The organism is Natrinema limicola JCM 13563 (genome assembly GCF_000337475.1).
GTDB lineage: Archaea > Halobacteriota > Halobacteria > Halobacteriales > Natrialbaceae > Natrinema > Natrinema limicola.
On the sequence record NZ_AOIT01000017.1, the window covers coordinates 126645 to 145897 of the forward strand.

General features: G+C 62.9%; 13 protein-coding genes and 1 pseudogene. 4 read left to right on the forward strand and 10 right to left on the reverse strand.

Annotated features, from left to right (window positions below):
* Window positions 1-133 precede the first annotated feature (133 nt).
* Entirely contained in the window at window positions 134-1969 is a 1836-nt protein-coding gene (locus C476_RS04005; protein ID WP_008010099.1) for an acetyl-CoA carboxylase biotin carboxylase subunit, read from the reverse strand.
* A 163-nt stretch (window positions 1970-2132) separates the two neighbouring features.
* Between C476_RS04005 and C476_RS04010 the strand changes: the two are divergent.
* A pseudogene (locus C476_RS04010) lies at window positions 2133-3339 on the forward strand (SPFH domain-containing protein).
* A 187-nt stretch (window positions 3340-3526) separates the two neighbouring features.
* Window positions 3527-4126 carry a methyltransferase family protein gene (locus C476_RS04015; protein ID WP_008010101.1) on the forward strand — a complete coding sequence of 200 codons (600 nt, stop codon included), beginning with the start codon at window positions 3527-3529 and terminating at the stop codon, window positions 4124-4126.
* A 257-nt stretch (window positions 4127-4383) separates the two neighbouring features.
* On the opposite strand, the gene C476_RS04020 is transcribed toward C476_RS04015, so the two are convergent.
* Together C476_RS04020 and C476_RS04025 are read right to left on the reverse strand one after the other, a co-directional pair.
* A complete protein-coding gene (locus tag C476_RS04020) occupies window positions 4384-4746 on the reverse strand; it encodes a hypothetical protein (protein ID WP_008010102.1) in 363 nt (120 codons plus the stop codon).
* Between the two features lies 1 nt (window position 4747).
* On the reverse strand, window positions 4748-6292 hold the full coding sequence (locus C476_RS04025) for an acyl-CoA carboxylase subunit beta (RefSeq protein ID WP_008010104.1): 1545 nt from the start codon (window positions 6290-6292) through the stop codon (window positions 4748-4750).
* 157 nt (window positions 6293-6449) lie between these two features.
* Between C476_RS04025 and C476_RS04030 the strand changes: the two genes are divergently transcribed.
* Window positions 6450-7793, forward strand: coding sequence for a sodium-dependent transporter (locus tag C476_RS04030; RefSeq protein ID WP_008010106.1), 1344 nt, complete (start codon window positions 6450-6452; stop codon window positions 7791-7793).
* Window positions 7794-7927: 134 nt separating this feature from the next.
* On the opposite strand, the gene C476_RS04035 is transcribed toward C476_RS04030, so the two are convergent.
* From C476_RS04035 to C476_RS04065, 7 genes are all read right to left on the reverse strand, one after another.
* Window positions 7928-8662, reverse strand: coding sequence for an SDR family oxidoreductase (locus C476_RS04035; RefSeq protein ID WP_008010108.1), 735 nt, complete (start codon window positions 8660-8662; stop codon window positions 7928-7930).
* Between the two features lie 56 nt (window positions 8663-8718).
* Window positions 8719-9108, reverse strand: a complete 390-nt coding sequence (locus tag C476_RS04040; protein WP_008010110.1) for a secondary thiamine-phosphate synthase enzyme YjbQ — start codon at window positions 9106-9108, stop codon at window positions 8719-8721.
* Window positions 9109-9172: 64 nt separating this feature from the next.
* Window positions 9173-10198: a HEAT repeat domain-containing protein gene (locus tag C476_RS04045; RefSeq protein ID WP_049911577.1), complete on the reverse strand. Its 1026-nt coding sequence runs from the start codon at window positions 10196-10198 to the stop codon at window positions 9173-9175.
* Window positions 10199-10290: 92 nt separating this feature from the next.
* A complete protein-coding gene (locus C476_RS04050) occupies window positions 10291-12321 on the reverse strand; it encodes a SpoVR family protein (protein ID WP_008010114.1) in 2031 nt (676 codons plus the stop codon).
* Between the two features lie 53 nt (window positions 12322-12374).
* Complete coding sequence (locus tag C476_RS04055; RefSeq protein WP_008010117.1) at window positions 12375-13703, reverse strand: YeaH/YhbH family protein; 1329 nt, start codon at window positions 13701-13703, stop codon at window positions 12375-12377.
* Window positions 13694-15982, reverse strand: a complete 2289-nt coding sequence (locus tag C476_RS04060; RefSeq protein ID WP_008010120.1) for a PrkA family serine protein kinase — start codon at window positions 15980-15982, stop codon at window positions 13694-13696. The genes C476_RS04055 and C476_RS04060 overlap by 10 nt, the downstream gene beginning before the upstream one ends.
* Window position 15983: 1 nt before the next feature.
* Window positions 15984-18056 carry a PrkA family serine protein kinase gene (locus C476_RS04065; protein WP_008010122.1) on the reverse strand — a complete coding sequence of 691 codons (2073 nt, stop codon included), beginning with the start codon at window positions 18054-18056 and terminating at the stop codon, window positions 15984-15986.
* Window positions 18057-18748: 692 nt separating this feature from the next.
* Between C476_RS04065 and C476_RS04070 the strand changes: the two genes are divergently transcribed.
* Complete coding sequence (locus tag C476_RS04070) at window positions 18749-19180, forward strand: DUF5820 family protein (protein ID WP_008010124.1); 432 nt, start codon at window positions 18749-18751, stop codon at window positions 19178-19180.
* Window positions 19181-19253 lie beyond the last annotated feature (73 nt).

The window sequence follows — 19253 nt, forward strand, 5'->3', positions numbered from 1 at the left end:
CGGGTCGCGGTCCCACCGGAACAGACTGACAGGAGTCCGTATGACCGGCACAGTCGACGGGACGGAGATGTGGCTCACGTCGAACGCGACGGACCGTCAAAAAACGGATCGCAACCGCAGTCGCTCGTCGGCGTTACTCGAGGACGACCAGCGTGTCGCCCATGTCGACGCTCTCGCCTTCCTCGACGGCGATCTGCGTCACTTCACCGCCCTGCGAGGCGACGATGTCGTTTTCCATCTTCATGGCCTCGAGGACGACCAACACGTCGCCAGCGGCGACCTCGTCGCCTTCCTCGACTTCGACGTCGAGGATCGTGCCCTGCATCTCGGCGTCGACGGTCTCGCCGTCGCCTGCGATGTCAGCCTCGTCACTGCTGGAGCCGCCTGCCGGCTCCGGACGGCTGGCCTGTGCGCCGCCGGCGTCGACGTCGCCGGCCGGGATCGCGGGTGCGCCGTGTTCCTCGAGTTCGACCTCGAAGCGCTTGCCGTTGACTTCGACGGTGAACTCGCGTTCGACGGCCTCCTCGTCCTCTTCGCTGGCACCGTCGCCGGTGTCGCCGCCCCACTGCTCCTGGGCTTCCTCGATGCGCGTTTCGTCGAGTTCCTCGTCGAGATACTTCGTGGTGTGTGTACTCGCGACGAACTCCTCGTCAGTCAGCATCAGCCGGTGGAACGGGATGATCGTCGGGATGCCCTCGATGTCGTACTCACGGAGCGCGCGCAGCGAGCGCTCGATACACTCGTCGCGGTCCTCGCCCCAGACGACGAGTTTGGCGATCATCGAGTCGTAGTCGGTGACGAGCTCGTCGCCCTGTCGGAGCGCATCGTCCATCCGGACGCCGATCCCGCCTGGCGGGTCGTAGGTCTCGAGCGTGCCACCGGTCGCGGGCGCGAAGTCGTTAGCCGCGTTCTCGGCGTTGATCCGGAACTCCATCGCGTGGCCGTCGATCTCGACGTCTTCCTGTTCGAAGTCGAGTTCCTCGCCGGCGGCGATCTTGATCTGGCGCTTGACGATGTCGATGCCGGTGATCTCCTCGGTGACCGTGTGCTCGACCTGAATCCGCGTGTTGACCTCGAGGAAGTAGAAGTTCGCGTCCGGGCCGAGCGGTCCGTCGCGGCCGGGTTCCTCCTCGACGAGGAACTCGACGGTGCCGGCGTTGGTGTAGTCGGCGGCTGCGACCCCGCGACGGGCCGCTTCGCCGATATTTTCGCGCAGTTCGTCCGAGAGCGCCGCCGAGGGACCTTCCTCGATGACCTTCTGGTGGCGGCGCTGCAAAGAACAGTCACGCTCGCCGAGGTGACGCACGTTGCCGTGTTGGTCGGCGACGATCTGGACCTCGATGTGACGCGGCTTCTCGAGGTAGCGCTCGAGGTAGACCGAGTCGTTGTCGAAGTAGGCCTCACCTTCGCGCTGGGCGCTCTCGAGTTGGTCTTCGACTTCGCTCTCGTCCCAGACGACCTTCATGCCGCGGCCGCCACCGCCACCTTCGGCCTTGATGGCGATCGGGTAGCCGTGTTTCTCGCCGAACTCTTTGACCTCTTCGGGGTCGGTGACGGGGTCGGTCGTCCCGGGGACGATCGGCACGTCTGCCTCGTCCATGATCGTTCGGGCTTTCGTCTTCTCGCCCAGCGCCTCCATCGAGTCACCCGACGGGCCGATCCAGGTGATGCCGTCGGTCTCCTCGACCTTCCGGGCGAACTCGGCGTTCTCGGCGAGGAAGCCGTAGCCGGGGTGGATGGCGTCGGCGTCGGCCTTGCGTGCAGCCTCGATCACGGCCTCGTGATCGAGATACGAGTCAGCCGCTCGTGCCGGGCCGACGTTGTACGCCTCGTCCGCGTAGCGGACGTGCCCCGAGTCCTTGTCGGCCTCGGAGTAGATGGCGACAGTCCCGATATTCAACTCTTCACACGCCCGCATGACGCGGACGGCGATCTCCCCGCGGTTGGCCACGAGAACCTTCCTGAACATTCCTGTCGAAACCGTCGTGAGGGGCCTACGTTACTTTTTCGCAACTGATTCGTCGCGACAGGGTACTTTTGTTACTTATCGAACCATTCTCGCGGACTGAACATAGTGTGTTGCATGGTAGTTATGGACAAGCGTTATGCGAACTGAGCTCCTGATACAGATGATGGACGAGCTGGTAGCCAGTCCACTCCAGACACAATCGGTGCTCGAGGATCCGATCCTGCTCGTCGGGTCGATCGGGCTCTTGCTTGTCGTGATCACGGTCTGGCAGATGGTCGAGATCGTGGATGCGTACGACAGAGCCGCGCTAACCGTCTTCGGCGAGTACCGCGAGCTCTTGGAACCGGGCCTGAACATCGTCCCGCCGTTCGTCTCGCGGCTCTACACGTTCGACATGCGGACCCAGACGATCGACGTGCCGAGCCAGGAGGCGATCACGCGGGACAACTCCCCCGTGACGGCCGATGCCGTCGTCTACATCCGGGTGATGAACGCCAAGCGCGCGTTCCTCGAGGTCGACGACTACGAGCGGGCGGTCTCGAACCTCGCCCAGACGACGCTACGTGCAGTGATCGGCGACATGGAACTCGACGACACGCTCAGTCGGCGCGAGCTGATCAACGAGCGAATCCGTACCGAACTCGACGAACCCACTGACGAGTGGGGCATCCGCGTCGAATCAGTCGAGGTCCGCGAGGTCACCCCCTCCCAGGGCGTTAAAGGCGCGATGGAAGAACAGACCTCCGCCGAGCGCCGCCGCCGGGCGATGATCCTCGAGGCCCAGGGTGAACGCCGCAGCGCCGTCGAAAAAGCCGAGGGTGACAAACAGTCGAACATCATCCGCGCGCAGGGGAAGAAGCAAAGTCAGATCCTCGAGGCACAGGGAGATGCGATCTCGACTGTCTTGCGCGCGCGCTCGGCCGAATCGATGGGCGAACGCGCCGTCATCGACAAGGGCATGGAGACGCTGGCCGACATCGGCCAGGGCGAGTCGACGACGTTCGTCATGCCCCAGGAACTCNATGGAGACGCTGGCCGACATCGGCCAGGGCGAGTCGACGACGTTCGTCATGCCCCAGGAACTCACCTCACTGGTCGGCCGCTACGGCAAACACCTCGCGGGCAGCGACGTGGAAGCGGATGGGGCAGAACTCGAGAGCCTCGAGTTCGACGAGGAAACCCGCGAACTGATCGGGCTCGACGACATCGCCGACATCATTGGCGAAATCGACGAACAGGCGGAAATGGACGTCGAGGCGATGGAAGAACAGGCACGGGCGATCAAAGAGGGCGGCGATGTGGGAACGGAAATCGACATCTCCGACACGTCGACGGCTGCCGACTCGGAGTCGACCCCGGAATCGGAGTAGAGCGGCTGTTTCTCTCGGGTGGTGCGTCTTCATCTCTATTGGAAATGTGGGGACAAGAGTACGATCAGAGCGTATTAGCGATTGTACGGACGGAGGAACAAACGCGAGTCGATGCCAGGGACGGAACCTCTAACCGATATAGCTACTAGATAAAATTAAACAGGTTTCAATCCGAATCAGTCCTCATATGGAACCACTACTCAACGATTCAGTATATCTTCTCGTCTTCTACGCGGCAGTGGCTGTGACGATGGGGCCGGACATCCTACGGGAGGTCCGTCGTCGCCGTGACGATACCGGGGCCGCCGTGACACGAGATGAGGGGTCGAAACGGGTTATCGGCGTTGCCAGTGGCGGCGGTATCCTTGCGGGCGTTGCCGCCGTCTATCTGGTTCCCTCACTGGCAATCCTGTGGCAGCCTCGTCTCGTGTTCGCTGCAGGAATCGTCGTCCTGCTCGTTGGCGGTGTCATCCGACAGTATGCAGTACGGACGTTGAATGACTACTTCACGACCACGATCAAGATACACGAAGACCAACAGGTCGTCGATACAGGTCCCTATCGGTGGGTCCGACATCCATCCTACACTGGGAGTCTCCTCGAATACACCGGCATTGGCCTCGTCCTTGGCAACTGGGTAAGTCTCGTCACGGTTGTCGGCGCGCTCGTCATAGCGTACGTCTACCGTATTCGCATCGAGGAACGCGCGCTTTCCGAAGAACTCGGCGAGCCATATCAGCGGTTTCTGAACCGCACGCCCTACCGGTTGATTCCCTACGTGTGGTGATACTGCCGGACAGCAGTCACGACGATGTCGGTCGCGGATTCGCGGCTGTCGCCACCGGTGACGGCCGCAGCAGCGCGACCGATCGTCACGTCGTTCTATCCGGTAGTATGGGATGGTGACGGGAAATCCGTCCGATAGTGGCCACTGAACGTGATCTAATTCACGTTCTGGTTGACACCCACAGACGTGTAACCGAAACACGCCGTCAAAACAGGCCTCGAGCGACGTCCGTCTCGAAAAAACGGCTACCGGTGTGTTCAGAACCGGTCGGTTCGTCCCGCTGCCGCCCACGCGTTCGTCGGCGCATCACGCGGGACGCGAACGGTTCGGTGTTGCTGTGCGCGCACTCGACCGGCGAAGGCCCAGCGCTTGTCGTCCCACGTCTCCTCGCTGCCGCCCGCCGCTGCGGCGACCGCGAGCGCGTGATCGTGGAGATGGGCACCGATGGCAGCCGCGATCGCCGCGGCCTCCTCGTCGTCGGCGTCGTCGGGCAAGTCGATGGAGACGTCGCCGGGCAGGGCTGCCTCGAGGCCGGACGCGTCGCCGTCGGCTGCGGCCGTCTCGTCCGCCGGCGCTGACGCGGTCGCGTCGTCGGCGGTGGACTGTTGCTGTGTGGTCATACTACAGCGGGATGTTGCCGTGTTTCTTGTCGGGCTTGTCCTCGCGCTTGGACTCGAGCATTTTCAGGTCGTCGATCAGCCGCGGGCGGGTCTCGGTCGGAACGATGACGTCGTCGAGGAAGCCCTTGTCCGTTGCGGTGTATGGGTTGGCGAACTCCTCGCGGTACTCCTCGATGAGTTCGTCGCGGAGTTCGTCGGGGTTGTCGGCCTCCTCGAGTTCGTTGCGGTAGAGGATGTTGACCGCGCCCTGTGGGCCCATGACGGCGATCTCGGCGGTCGGCCAGGCGTAGTTGACGTCCGCGCCGAGGTTCTTCGAGGCCATGACACAGTAGGCACCACCGTAGGCTTTCCGCGTGATGACGGTCAGCAGCGGCACCGTCGCCTCGGAGAAGGCGTAGAGCAGTTTCGCGCCGTGGCGGATGATCCCACGGTGTTCTTGGTCGGTCCCGGGCATGTAGCCGGGGACGTCGACGAACGTGACGATCGGGATGTTAAAGGAGTCACAGAAGCGGACGAATCGCGACCCCTTCATCGAGGCGTCGACGGTGAGCGTGCCGGCGTTGACCCGCGGCTGGTTCGCGACGATCCCGACGGAGCGGCCGTCGAGTCGGCCGAAGCCGACGACGATGTTCTGTGCGAAGTTGTCCGCGACCTCGAAGAACGAGCCCTCGTCGACCACCGAGTCGATGACGTCGTTCATGTCGTAGGGCTTCTGTGGGCTCGGCGGGACGATGTCGTTGAGCTTCTCGTCGCGGCGGTCGGGATCGTCCCACGGCTCGACGCGCGGTGGGTCCTCGACGTTGTTCTGTGGGAGATACGAGAGCAGGCGCTTGATGTCGTCGAGCGCCTGTTCCTCGCTCTCGCAGGCGAACTGCGCGACGCCGGTCTTGTCGGCGTGGGTCATCGCGCCGCCGAGTTCCTCGTGGGTGACGTCCTCACCGGTGACGGTCTTGGTGACGCCAGGCCCGGTGATGTACATGTGACTCGTGTCCTTCACCATGAAGATGAAGTCGGTGATCGACGGCGAGTAAACCGCCCCACCAGCACACGGCCCCATGATTCCCGAAATCTGGGGGATGACACCGCTTGCTTCCTGGTTGCGCCGGAAGATTTCGGTAAAGCCGGCGAGGCTCTTGACGCCCTCCTGAATGCGCGCGCCAGCGGAGTCGTTGAGCCCGATGACGGGCGCGCCGACTTCCATCGCCATGTCCATGACCTTGCAGATCTTCTCGGCGAAGACCTCACCGAGCGAGCCACCGAAGACGGTGAAGTCGTGGGCGAAGACGAACACGGTTCGCCCGTTGACCTCGCCGTAGCCCGTGACGACGCCGTCGCCCGGCACTTTCTTCTCTTCCATGCCGAACTGGCTCGTCTGGTGGGTCCGGAGCTGGTCGAACTCCGTAAACGTGCCCTCGTCGAGGAAGTAGTCGATCCGCTCGCGGGCGGTCATCTTCCCCTTGTCGTGTTGCTTTTCGATTCGCTCTTCGCCACCACCCTTGCGGGCCTCTTCGCGGAGTTCCTCGAGTTCGTCGATGCGATCCTCCATCGTCATGCTGGGAACACCCCTGCGCGATTCATACGGCGTTGTGCGAGGACCAACTGGAAAAGGATTCCGTAACTCCTTCACGATTATTGACCGAGAGTCGATACATATCCGACCGGCCACGGAAAGCTATATGGGCGTATCATAGATAACTGCGGGTATGGCACAACGCGAATCATGGGCTACGCGAACAGGGTTCATCCTGGCTGCGGTCGGCAGCGCAGTCGGGTTGGGAAACATCTGGCGGTTCCCGTACCAAGTCGGTGAATTCGGTGGGGCGGCGTTTCTTGTCGTCTACCTCCTACTGATTGCGTTCGTCGGCTTCCCGGTCATGCTGGTTGAGTTCACAATCGGCCGATACACCGAGCGAAATCCCGTCGGAGCGCTCAAACAGATCGGGCAGGGGATCTCGTCGAAGATCGGCTGGGTGTTCGTCGTCGCCGGGTTCGTCATCCTCTCGTACTACAGCGTCGTCTCCGGGTGGATCTTGCAGTACATCGTTATCGGACTACAGGGTAATTACGCCGTTGGCGGTGCCGGCGCGCAGTTCGGAGCGACCACTGGCGGATTGCCGTCGGTGCTTACACACGCGATCTTCATGGCCGCCGTCATCGGGATCGTTGCGTTCGGTATCCAAGACGGTATCGAGCTCTCGGTGAAGCTGATGGTGCCGGCGATCATCGCGCTGCTGGTCGGACTGGCGGTCTACGCCGGGACGCTTTCCGGTGCCGGAGAAGCGTACGCGTACTATCTCTCGCCGGATCTGGGTGCGATCGCGTCGAACTGGACCGACATCCTCCCTGCAGCGGCCGCACAGGCGTTCTTCACACTGTCGCTCGGGATGGGTGTGATGATCACCTACGCGTCCTACCTTGGGGAGGACCGAAACCTCGCCAAGGACGGTGTTATCATCGTCGGCCTCGACACGTTGATCGCGTTTACCGCTGGGCTGGTGGCGTTCCCGGTCCTCTTTACTGCCAACCTGACGGAGACCACTGACGGCCCGGGCTTCATTTTCGTCAGCCTCTCGGAGGCGTTCAGTAGCATCCCATTCGGCGGGATTCTCGGTGCCGTCTTCTTTGCCACCGTCGCGATCGCCGCGCTCTCGAGTGCGATCAGTATCATGGAAGTCGTCGTCTCCTACCTGATCGACGAGCACGGGATTGGGCGCGTTCCGGCAGTGATGGCCCTTGGTATCGCGATCTTCCTCGTCGGCGTTCCCGTGGCCTACGACCAGTCGTCGGGCCTGGTCTGGCTGACGGTGTACGACGGACTCGCCAACCAGATTCTGCTCATCCTCGGCGGCCTGCTGTTGGCGCTCTACGTCGGCTGGTTCGCGACCGACCTCGGACTCGAGGAACTTAACAAAGGATTCCGCAATCTCGGCTCGTGGGGCATGGTCTGGATCTGGACGCTCCGGGTTCCGGTCATCGTTCTGCTACTCGTGGTCCTCTTGTACAACGCGACCAAGGTCTACGGAAGCCTCACCGGTATCTTCGGCTGACCGTCTCGGACAGGCCAGCCTGACTCGATTTTTCGACTCGCACCGACGGATGACGTGTCGATCGAGAGCATCGCTGCATCGTCGGTTCTGAACGGCACGCCTGCTTCCGGCCACTTTGCGGGCGTGAGTCCGATTCAGGCTTCCCCGTAGACTGGCACGGCGGCCCCGCTCGTCACCGCCGCGCCGTCGCTACAGAGGAAGGCCATCACGTCGGCGATTTCGAGCGGGTCGACCCACGACTCGTGATCCGCGTCGGGCATCATCTCGCGGTTCATCGGCGTATCGATCACGCTCGGCATCACGCAGTTTGCCCGTACGGTTCCGCGATTTTCTTCGGCGAGCGTCTCTGTCAAGAGTCGGATTCCGGCTTTCGTGATCCGATAGGGGCCGTCACCCGCGCCGCCCTCGAGCGAGGAGCGCGCGCTGATACTGACGATCGAGCCCTCCGTCTCTTGGAGGTGGGGCAAGGCGTGTTTCGCGGCGAGAAAGGCCGTCTTCAGGTTGATATTCATCAGGAGGTCGAACTCCGAGAGATCGGTGTCCTCGATGTGGTCGCCGCCGCGCCACGTGCCGGCGATGTTCAGCAGGTGGTCGATTCGACCATGGTCGTCGACGACGGATTCGACGAGCGCCGCCACGTCGTCTTCGTCGGTCAGGTCCGCGTCGTAGAACGCGAGGTTGGATTCGGTGGCCGGATCGCGCTCGAGCACACTATCCTCATCGTCGGGCCCGACCACGTCGACGGCACAGACCGTCGCCCCCGCCTCGAGAAACCGATCGACGGCGGCGCTACCGAGCGCCCCGCTCGCACCGGTGATCACCGCCACGGTGTCGCTGAAGTCGACGTCGAACGAAGTCGTCGATGACATGCGACCACATACATCATTCGACTGCATCAAAGGTGGGGCTCACGTGTCGCGGTTCGTCAGTCGCCGACGGTCGTCACGGAGACCGTCCGCGTGCGCGGACCATCACACTCGAGCAGTAACACCGACTGCCACGTCCCCAGTGCCAACTGCCCGTTCTCGACCGGAATCGTCACGTCCGGCCCGATCAGCGCCGCCCGGAGATGCGAGTCTGCGTTGCCGTCGAGGTCGTCGTGGGCGTGTCCCTCGTCGGGGACGAGCTCGCCCAAGAACGACTCGATGTCGCCCCGAAGCCGCGGCTCGTTTTCTTGGACGACGAGGCCAGCCGTCGTGTGCCTGACAAAGGCCGTACAGAGCCCTGACTCGAGGTCGTCGGGGACAGCGGCGGCGATCTGGTCGGTCACGTCGACGGTCGTCAGCCGTGCGTCGGTGTCGACGGAAAACGTCATACGAGACGCTTCGACCGCGGGGATCGATTACGTTCCGGTTGTATTCGCGCCCGCGATAACGGAATTACGATAGCTGACCCACAGCCCACGCCGCCCGGTCGCGGACGGTCGGGACCGGATCCGTCCGCGCGAGGTCTCGCAGTCGCGGCGCAGCCGCGTCGACACGCCCGTGACCGAGCGCGACGCAGGCGCGTGCGCGGACGTGTGGATTGTCGTCCGCGAGTAACTCGAATATCTCCCATCGTATCGGTTCGATGACCGTGTCGGCGCTGGCAGCGACGTGGCCGATCGTAGCCGCAGTCAGTGCCCGGGTGTCGGGATCGGGAACCGAAAGCGCTGCCTCGAACTCGGCGGCGACCGCTGCGACGGCGGCAGGATCACGGTGGGCGACATCGCCGAGACAGCCGATCGCGCTGTGTCGCAGCGATCGGTCGTCGTGGGCCACGAGCGCGGCCGCGTCGGTGACGAACTCGAGCGACGGCAGCGTCGCCTCGGAACGTGCCAGCCGACCGAGCGCGCGAAGCGCCGGCCCACCAGTTTCGGTCGGATGCACCGAGAGCGCGTCGACAAGGATCGGTCCTGCCGGTTCGACTGCCGTCGGCGCGTATTCCGAGACGTGTGCGATCGCCTCGATCCCACAGCGATCGTAGCCACGGCGACGCTCGAGGACGTCGGCGATCGCGTCGGCGTGCTCGGCGACGACATCAGGTCGCTCGGCCGCGACAGCCGCGAGGGCGCGAAGGAGATCACACGCGATCGACTGGTCGGCATGCTCGTGGGCGACGGCCACGAGCGTTCCACTCGAGGGCGCGACGTCGGTGGGTGCTTCGGCTGCCAGCGCGGCGAGACAGGCAGCGATCTCGTCGTGAAAGTCGAGGTCTGGCTGCTCGAGCAGTGCCCGGAGTTTCGGCACCGTCGGGACGTACGCCGCGGCCCGTTCTTCGTCCTCGATTGCAGTTCGAATCCGGCGCACGGCAGCCCGCTGGTCGGCCGAGACGTGACCGTCGAGTTGTGCGAGAACCGACGGGAGATCGGCTCTGGCAGCCCCCCGACCACCAGGCTCGACGGTCTCACCCCCTTCCCGGTTCATTGTGTCCTCTGCATGGAGGATAACCGGTAAAAACATTCTGGCTGACCGACGCCTCGAGACACCTCGACACGGACGACCGGCGGTCGGCCCCTCTAGGCGAGCCACTCGTCGGGCTTGGTGTCGTAATCGACGTCGTCGGCAGCGAGGTGCTCGACTTCCTCCCAGGGGACGTCTTCGGTCGTCACCGTCTGGCCGTCGTAACGGATGAGTTTGCCTTGCTCTTCGGGTTCAGGCTCGCGGTTGCGCCGTTTTGCCACCTCGATGTCGTGATCGTCGACCTCCTTGACGATCGTCAGCAGGTTCACCGGCCGCCCCCACAGCTCGAAGATCCGCTTGAGGGTCTCTTTGGCCTGTCCGAGATCGAGCATGACGCCGTTGTACTGGTGACCAAGCAGGAGTTCGTTGGCGTTGTTGTAGTTGCCGTCGTAGACCGCGATGGTCGGCTTCCCGAAGTTGGTAAACTGCAACAACAGCTTCTTTTTGACGTCCTCGGCCGCGTCGCTCGTGACGTGGAACTGGCCGGTCGCCTGCGAGTGCTCGTAGGTGAAGTAGTTGTTCTCGGTGATGAACTCCTGGGTCAGGAACTCATCTAAGAACGTCACGTCGTTGTGACTCTCCCGGACGTCGAACAGCCGATCCCAACCGGCGGTGAAGTCGACGTCCGCGAGCGCTTCCTCGACCGACCCATAGCGGGCGTCGTCGAACAGGTAGCGGCCGATCCGCTCGAGTTCGTTCTGGTTCACACGCGCGAGGAAGCCGCGGTTCTGCCGTTTGACCAGCGAGTAATGGCGTCGGGCCAGCCCCTCGTAGGTCAATACCGTCCAGGGGTATTTCGAGACGTCGATCTCGTCCGCGCGAGCGCGCTCGAGCGCCTCGTGGTCGACCCACTCGTCTCGAACCGCCGCGAGGTCGTCGAGCGTCTCGGGGGTGATCGTCGCGAGTGCCGTCGGCGGCTCGAGCGTCTCGAGGACGTCGTCGAAGTCGACGACGTCGGTGAGGTTGCGCCAGGAGATGCCCTCGACGCGAAGCAGTCGTTCGAGGACTTCCCGACGATTCGTGGTGTTCTCGACGTACTCCCAGAGTTCCATCCCGAGGCTGTAGGGATTGAGTCCGCCCGACGCCAGGACCTTCGCCATGTGGTCGGCGTAATTGAGGAACTCGTCGTCGCCGGCGAAGGTTTCGTCGGTCATCATCGTCGACTCCCAGTAGGCAGCCCACCCTTCGTTCATCACCTTCGTCATCTTCTGGGCAGCGAAGTAGTAGGCCTCCGCGCGCATCATATCGAGGATATCGCGTTGCCACTCCGCCATCTCGACCGCCCGACCGGTCTCCTCGTCGTACTGCTTGCCGTGTTCGCGGACGAAGGCCAGCACGTCCTTCTGGGGCTGTTCGGGGAAGTTGGCGGTGATGTCCTCGTCCTCGAGTTTCTCGATCCACTCCTCGTTGAATACCTCGCCTTTGATCTCGTCGGAGAGCTCGAGTTCGTCTAACTTCTCGGCCAGATCCTCGTCGAGCTCCGCGCCTGCCGGCCCGTCGACGTCGAGTCGGCGAGTAAAGATCTGGTGTTGATCGATGTTGTCCTCGAGGCTGAGACAGTGGTCGATCCACTTCTCGACCTCGGCGCGGTCGATTTCGGGATCGGACATGTACTCGTCGATCGCCCGTGCGTGGCGTTCGAGCATGGCAGCGGCGTTGACCTGCCCCTCGTCGGACTGGCCGCGGGTGAACATGCCGAACCACTCGTTATTCGCGAAGAAATCGGAGTGGGCCTCGACGTGGGTGATGACGGCCTTCTGGTCGGCGACCGTGTTCGACTCCTGTAAGAACGCGTGGGCGGGGTTGTCGTTGTTGACGATCTCGAAGGCCTTCCCGCCGCCGTACTGGCCTTGCTTTTGCTGTTTGTCGTACTGCATCCCCCACCGCCAGTGTGGGTAGCGACTCTGGAACCCACCGTAGGCGATGAGTTCGTTCATCTCGTCGTAGTCGATGATCCAGTACTTGACTGGATACGGCTCGAGGCCGAGTTTCTGTGCGAGGTTCCGAGCCTCCGTGACCGGCTCCTCGAGATCGGCTGCGATCGCCTGTTTGCGGAATCGATCCGCGTTGGAGTTGCGTTTACTCATGAAAACCACCGGATTTCGTGATCGTGAGTTCGAAGCGAACGGCGGTTGCTTCGTTACTCATCGGTCTCACCCTCCGTCGAGAGGATTTCGTAGATCGCGTCGGTGACGTCGTCTTTGCTGTTGACGTAGGCCACCGCGACGTCGTCGGCGTCGGTGCCGAAGTGGCGCTCGAGTTCCTCGGCGTGGGTGGCGTTGATCGCGTTGCCGCTTGGCTGGGTCTCCACGTAGGCGTGGAGGTTGGCCGGAATCTCCTCCATCAGCGGGATCACGCGCTCGCTAGTGTCATTTGAGGAGTTCTCGGAGTCACCCGCAGCGAAGACATACCGGTTCCAGTCGCTCCAGGGGTACTCCTCGAGTAGTTCGTTCGCGAGTTCGTAGGCGCTCGAGATCTTGGTGCCGCCGCCGCTGCGGATGCCAAAGAACTCGTCGCGCTCGACTTCCCAGGCGTCGGCGTCGTGGGCGATATAGACAAACTCGGCGTTGTCGTACTTGCCCTGGAGGTACCAGTCCAGTGGCGTGAACGTCCGCTCGACGAGTTCGCGTTTCTTCTCGCGCATCGAGCCCGAGACGTCGCGGATGTTGACGACGACGACGTTCTTCTCTTTCTCCTCGATGATTTCGGGGTGGCGGTAGCGTTCGTCCTCGCGGCGGAACGGGACGTGGTCGATGCCCTCGCGGCGAATCTTCTGCTGGACGTCCTCGCGTTCGACGTGGTCTTCGACCTCCTTGATCGAGGCCCATTTGCCGCGTTCCGCGTCGGGGATGTCCGTGTAGGCCTCTTCGATCCAGGCCATCGACACCGGCAGGTTCTCGCCGCGGGCCCACTCGAAGACCTCACGCGGGGAGATGTCCTCGACCTTACAGAGTTCGCGCAGGAACTCCTCGTCGAAGTCCATCGCGAGCTTGCGCTTGAGTCCCTCCTTGAACATCCGCTCGAAGTCGAGCGTGCTATTCGGACCGGTCCGGGTGAGGTCCGTAAACGGCCCCTCTTTTTCCTCGACGACCGTCTTGCCCTTCGGATCGAGGTCGAGCCCGAGTTCCTCGTCGAGTTCCTCGGCGAACTCCTCGGGGTCCATCTCGTAGTATTCGTGCTCGCCGCCTTCCTCGCCGGGTTCGCCATCTTCGCCGTCGTCGTCGCCGGGCTGGGGTTGTGGCTGGCCAACCGGCTGGCCGGTATCCGGCGTACCGTCCTCGCCCTGTCCGACGCCGCCCTTGTCGCGCTGGTCGTACTCGAACTCCGGCAGCGAGACGATCTTTACCGGAATGTTGATCTCGCCCGGGCCGCTCCGGCCGAGTTCGCCGTACTGAATGAAGTCGGACAGATCCTCGCGGCGCTGTTCGCCGACTTCACGGAATCGCTCGAGGTCGTCTCTCAGTCCCATCGGTAGCTCACCTGTCCCATAACGTGTCTGCTTGTCAGTTCGGCCGACGCCTCCGAGTAGCCAAAGAGGGTGACCAATGTGTCGATCGTGTCGTCTTTGACCGCCGCCGTCTCGGTGCCACTCGGTGGGTCGTCCCACTGTCGTGGATCGAAGTCCTCGAAGGTGCGCTCGACGTCGTCCCAGTCGTGGCTCTCGAGGACGGTCTTGATCACCGGGATCGCCGTCAGATCGACGTCTTCGACCGCGAAATCAGCGTCGCGGTGCTCCCAGGCGTGGCGGTTCAGCGACGTGATTACTTTCTCACGTCGGAAGTTCCGGACGCTCTCGCGGGGAAGGTTGCCCTCGTATTCGGCCTCGGAGAACCGTCCCAGATGTTCGACCTCGAACAGCTTCATCTTCAGCGGATCGGGTTCGACGCGCTCCCCGCGGTCGTTGTACAGCGGCTCGTCGGTCTCCCAGGCGTAGACGTGTTCGACGTACTCGGCGACGGTCTCCTCGTCGACGCGTTTGTCATGCATGATGGCCTCGATGACGTCGGACTCCTGTTGGTCGTAGACGTAGTTTTTCACGGGGACGACGCGGTTTTCGAACTCCGAGCGCTCGCCCGACGAGAACACCGGTGCGTCGGCCAGCCCCTCGACCATGGCGTTTAACACATCGCGGGGCATGACCACGTCCTCGACCGGCAGGTCGGCGTGGTGGCGGTCGCGGTCGGTCTGGAGCAACTCCGCGAGCGTGTCCCGCGTGTACGTCACGGGAACCCCGTGGTCGCCGTCCGTCCCGTCGTCGTCGAAGTCGAACTCCGCTTTTTCGCGGCGGCTGTCACCCTCTTGGAGGTAGCCCTGATCGTAGATCAGCGCCTTGTCGACGAGATCGAGCCCGTTCGGGAGGGTTTCCTCGTCTAAGCGCGTGACGACCGCATACAGCGCGGCCGCCTCGATCGCATGTGGGGCGAACTCCTGGACGCGCGTCTCGCCGTCGCGGTCCTTGACCGTTACCCGCACCGGCTCGCGGATCCGGTCGGCGAGTTCGTCGTAGCTGTCTGCCTCCCAGACTGCCGTCTCGCCCGTTAGCTCGCGACGGATCAGCTCCGTCTCGAGCGAGAGGTTCGTCAGGTACCCGAAACGGTGTTTATCCAGCCGCCGTTTCAGCGCCTTCAGCGGGTCCATCCCGTTGCGGTCGGCGTGTTGGTTGAGCTGGGCCTCGAGATCGGGGTTCGAGATGATCAGCAGCTGGCTGTCGACATCCATCCCGATCCCCTTGTCCAGTTTTACGGACTGCTCGTCGGGAACGTTCAGCAGCTTCTGGAGCAGGTCGGCGTGCTGGGCGGCGTCCTCGACGATCGTGAGGACGCCGTTGCCCTGCGAAAGGACGCCGTCGTAACTGAACGCCTGCGGGTTCTTGCGCCCGCGCGAGTCCAGTTCCTGAAGCATGCCGTGCATCCACGAGCCGACGAGCCGTTCTTTGGGCCGGCCGTCGTCCTCGCTGTGGAGCACGCCGACGCCCTGGCCGACGTCGACGACGTAGTTTTTCACGCGGAGGTGGTCCTCGTCGGTAATCGCCGAGAACAGCTCGTCCTCGCCTTCTCGGCGGTACCGTTCCTCGAGGTAATCGTAGGCCTCCCGGGAGAACGGGTCGAGCTGTGCGTCGACCTGGACCGGGACGTGATCGTCGAGTTCGTCGTTGAGTTGGGCGAGCACGTCCGCACGGACGTCTTCGGGGAAGACAGACAGTGGATGGGCTTGCACGGGGCTCTCGTACCAGTTCTGTTCGTCGGCTGCGGTGGCGTCGCCGCCGTAGCTCAGCCCGCGCTCGCCGGCGTCGGCGGTCGTGACGTTCCACTCGACGGTGTACCGGCGGCCGTCGGGCGTTTTCGAGTACTCGCGCAGTCCGTTAACCAGACAGCGCTTGAGCTCCGATTTACCGGTCGCGGTCGGCCCCTCGAACCAGATGATCTTCTCGTCTTTCGCTCGACCGGCGGCGATCGACCGCAGGTCGTCGACGAATCCGTTTAACACCTCGGTGTTACCCAGAATGGCGTGCTCGCCGTCGTTGTGCGGATCATCGAAGAAGCGATACCGCTCTTTCTCCTCGCCTTCTTCGACCACGGTCCGGGTGCCGGCAGCCTCGATCGCCTCGAGCAGGTACTTCGAGGCGTGAGAGGCGATCGACGGGTTCTCGAAGATCCGGTCGACGTACGCCGCGAGGCTCATCGGCTCTTCGTAGGTCTCCTCGAGGGCGCGGTCGGCGTCACGGACGTAGTCGGTTCCTCGTGGCATGTTAGTCTTCCATCTCGGCTTTGGCGACCTCCGCGCCGGCGAACTCGAGTACTTCCTTGGCTCCTTCCTCGGAGTAGCCCTGTCCGATCAGCGCGTCGATCCACGACGAGCGTTCGTCGTCGTCGAACTCGTTGGCGCTGACCAGCGCGGAGAAGTTGATGTTGTGCTTCTTGTCCTCCCAGAGCTTGCGCTCTAAGGCGCGGCGCAGGCGTTCGTTGTCTTGTGGGTTGAACGCCTCGCCCTCGCGGGCACGGCGGGAGACCCAGTTCGAGACCTCCTGGCGGAAGTCTTCCTTGCGATCCTCGGGGATGTCGAGTTTCTCCTCGACCGACCGGAGGAACGTCTCGTCGGGTTCCTGTTCACGGCCCGTGAGCTCGTCCTCGATCGTGTCGTCGTCGATGTAGGCCATCACGTGGTCCATGTACTTCTCGCCCTGGCGCTGGATCTCGTCGATGTCGTACGCGAGGGCATGACGGACGTCCTCGATGGCACGCTCTTTGTACTCCTCGCGGACCGTCTCGAGGTAGCGGTAGTACTTCTCGAAGTTGTCTTCGGGAATGGAGCCGTGGTGCTCTAAGTTCTCCTCGAAGAAGTTGAACACCGTCAGTGGCGAGAGGAAGCCACGCTGGCGGTGTTTCGAGTCCATGATCGCCTCGGCGATCTCGTCGCCGATAAAGCGCGGGGAGATGCCGACCATGCCCTCGCCGATCTCGGCTTTGCTCTCGGCCTCTTCGCGGAGCTTCTTGACGTCGATGTCGTCGCCCTCGTCGATCTCGCCGTTGTAGGCTTTGGCCTTCGAGAGCAGATCGACGGTCTCGGTGTCGGGTTCTTCGATGCGCGTGAGGACGCCGAACAAGCCCGCCATCTCGAGCGTGTGGGGCTCGACGTTGATGTCGGGGACGTCGGCGTTGTTCAACATCTTGTTGTAGATGTTGGCCTCGTCCTCGTAGGAGAGGACGTAGGGGAAGTCGATCCGCTTGGTGCGGTCGTTGAAGGCCTCCATCTTCTCGTCGCCCTTCTTGTCCTTGTACTCGGGCATGTTCGTCCGCCCGACGATCACCTGGTCGATGTCGATCCGGGGGTTGTTCTTCGGCTTGATCGTCTGCTCCTGGGTCGCGTGCAGGAAGTCGTAGAGGAACTCCCGCTGCAGTTTGAGCAGTTCCTCACCGGAGAAGATCCCACGGTTCGCGTTACAGAACGCCCCCGAGTAGTCGAACGCACGTGGGTCCGATTCGCCGTAGATGGCGATCTTCGAGTAGTTGACGTCGCCAGTGAGTTCGGTCTCGTCCTGGTTTTTCTTGTCCTTGGGCTCGAAGGTCTCGAGTCCCTGGCGTTTGTTCTCGTCGGCGACGAAGCGGACGATCTCGACGTGGTTCTCTAAGACCTGCTGGAGATCGTCGTCGTAGTACGCCAGCAGCTTGTCCATGTAGAACTCGCTTTCCGGATCCAGCGCCTGCTCGTTCTGGATGGTGTAGGGCGCGTCTAAGTTCTCGTTTAAATCGTCGATGACCCGCTGGCGCTGCTCGAGTGGCAGCAAGACGAGCGGGTCCTGGTTCATCGGCGAGCGGACGACGTCGTCGGCCGGGTCCTGATCCTGAATGACGTCACAGAGGTTGGTCCACCGGAAGGTGTACATTCGGCCCTCGTCCCGGAGCGTGTAGTCCTCGAAGTACCGACGGACCTGCTTGTCGAAGTGGGACTTCCCGGAGCCGACGGGGCCAAGCAAGAGCTTGATCCGGCGTTCGGGGCCCAACCGGCGGGCACCCGACTTGACCTTATTGACGAACTCGTGGATCGACTGGTGGATCACCTTCCCGTAGAAGGTGTTCTCGCCGTCACCCAGCGGATCCTCGCTTGCGAGCTGGTACTCGACCATCCCTTCGGTCTCGTCGTAGGTGGTGCCGTAGTAGTCGAACATGTCCGCGACGCGCTGGTGAGCGTTGCGGGCGATCTTCGGGTCCTCGTAGACGGCTTCTAAGTACCAGTCGAAGGATTTGGTTTCCCGCAGGTCTGCGGGCATCGATTCCTTGTAATCCGTACTGAGCTGCTCGAGTGTCTCGATGTCACCGGTCATAGTATCATTGGGTGCGGGTTCCCCCGGTTGCGGTCGTCCGTGATCGCACGGGACGTGAAAGCGGACGTCGGTCGACCTACCGAGCCGTCTCGTGGCTGCACTGTCGAACTCCGTCGTGGTACCAAGCGTGACGGGATCGGCTCGCCTCGTGTCGATGGAATTGCTGCTGGCTCCTCGAGCGGGGTCCCGGGGAGCGTGGCCCTGTCGTGGGCGGCTGTTTGGTGCGTCATGTGTCACCTATCACCACCTTCCGTCGCGTGACACCCTCACGGGAATCAAGCAACGGTGCGCCGGGGACGGGCGCGGAGTGGATCGGTCCGGCGAACGGATACCGATAGTATTTAATGAGTGAGTAATCCAGCTACTTAGCCTTAGCCCCAAAAGGTATTTGTCAGGACTTAATTCCAGGAAAATACTGCCAGAAGCCTATGCTAATGGTAGGTATCACACCCCACATTCGGGGATCTACCCCATAAGTTGTGGGCCTGCAATGGCCGTGTTGGCTCGCGCGCGCCAGCCCACCGGTCTGCGAGACGCTCGAGTCGGCTTCATCATGACGAGCCAGCGGTCGGTCTCCCACTAGTGACGGTAACGGGTGATCGCTGCCTTACACATCAGCTGGGACGCCTGCGATCGGGAGGGGACGGACCGGTGTCCGGCAGTATATACGGTCGGCACGCCTACCAACTGGCATGTCGGATTCGGACGGAAACGGTGGCATCGATCGCTCGAGCGTGCCGGACGGCTGGGAAGTCTGGAGTGAGGGGGCCGACGGCCGGCTCGTCCTCGCGTATCGGCCCGACGTCTTCAACGCCGCGGACTTTCCCGCACCGTGTCTGCCGACGCTGTATCTCACCCACGGCAAGCGAACCCGGCGTCCGGGCGTTAACCCCGCCGACACCGCCGATTCCGAAGACTGGTTCGTCACCCTCTATCTCGAGCCGGACGTCTCGCTCGACGAGACCATCCGCGTCCCGACCCGCGAGGCGGCCATCGAGCGGACCGTCGAACTCGCTCGGCAGTTCGACGCCGGCGAGATCGACTACCGCGAGCTGTATCAAGTACCACGGGAGGCATACTTCGAGCGTCTCGATGAATTGATACTGCCGGACAGAACGACGTAAAGATCGGTCACGCTGCTGCGGCCGTCACCGGTGGAGACGGCCGCGAATCCGCGACCGACTTCGTATTGACTGC